Raw genomic sequence first — 999 nt, 5'->3', positions numbered from 1 at the left:
CTCGCGAAGGGGGGCTGTCAGTCGACGTCAATGTTGAATGGCGCACCGCTTTCGCGAGCAAGCCCGCTCCCACAATGGTTTCGTGCTACACAGAAAAGCCCGCGTTGCCTGAGAAGGCAGCGCGGGCTTTTGCGTTTCCGGGGTTCAGGTGTTGGCGGGGATGACTTCCAGTACCCGGATCTGCTCCGGCGTCGGATAATGCCAGCGCACGTCCAGATCCCAGAACTGCGCACCGTACTCGCGCTCCGGCGCCGGCGTCTGATACGCCGGACGCGGATTCTGGGCCAGACACTGCTCGATCAGCTCGACCAAAGGCTCGCCAAGGCGCTGAGCATGGCCATGCGCCTGTTGCAGCGCGGCGTCCGTCCACTGCACATCAATCAGCTGTGGCGCGGCGCTGGCGATGCTGTTGGCGGCGTCAGGGATGATGTCGGCGTAAGGCACATACGGTTTGATGTCGAGAACCGGTGTGCCATCGAGCAAATCGATCCCCGAAATGAACAGCCGATTGGCCTCGACCTTGTCCAGCTTCACCACAGACTGCCCGATGCCATTGGGCCGGTGCGTCGCACGGGTGGCGAACACGCCCATGGACTTGTTACCGCCCAGACGCGGTGGCCGCACCTTCAGGCGCGGCTTTTCTTCCAGCGCCTGATGAAACAGGAACAACAGCCAGACATGGCTGACCTGCTCCAGCCCTTGCACGGCGTCTCCCTGATCGAACGGCGCCACCAGCTCCAGCACGCCACGGGCGGCGGGGGCCAGTTGCGGCTGGCGCGGGATGGCGAACTTCTCCTTGAAACAGGAACGCACGAAGCCGATGGGGGAGACGTTGTAAGTCATGGTCTGGAGTCGAGGTGGGAGCGGGGTGGGGATGATAACCCGAGGTGGCCGGGCCGACGCCTTCGCGAGCAAGCCCGCTCCCACAGGGATCTCGAGTGGAGTCCGGTTTTGTGTCAGCCACAAAACCTGTGGGAGCGGGCTTGCTCGCGAAGGTCG

The 999-nt window shown here is 63.6% G+C and carries 1 protein-coding gene; it reads right to left on the bottom strand.

Going from position 1 to position 999, the window contains the following annotated elements:
- Positions 1-144: 144 nt before the first annotated feature.
- A complete protein-coding gene (tsaA, locus tag QMX91_RS31225) occupies positions 145-843 on the bottom strand; it encodes a tRNA (N6-threonylcarbamoyladenosine(37)-N6)-methyltransferase TrmO (RefSeq protein WP_282413913.1) in 699 nt (232 codons plus the stop codon).
- Positions 844-999: the final 156 nt, after the last annotated feature.

This window comes from Pseudomonas sp. PS01299 (assembly GCF_029960145.1).
GTDB lineage: Bacteria > Pseudomonadota > Gammaproteobacteria > Pseudomonadales > Pseudomonadaceae > Aquipseudomonas > Aquipseudomonas putida_A.
The sequence above is the reverse complement of the archived record's forward strand: the minus strand, read 5'-3'. Positions and strand labels throughout refer to the sequence as shown.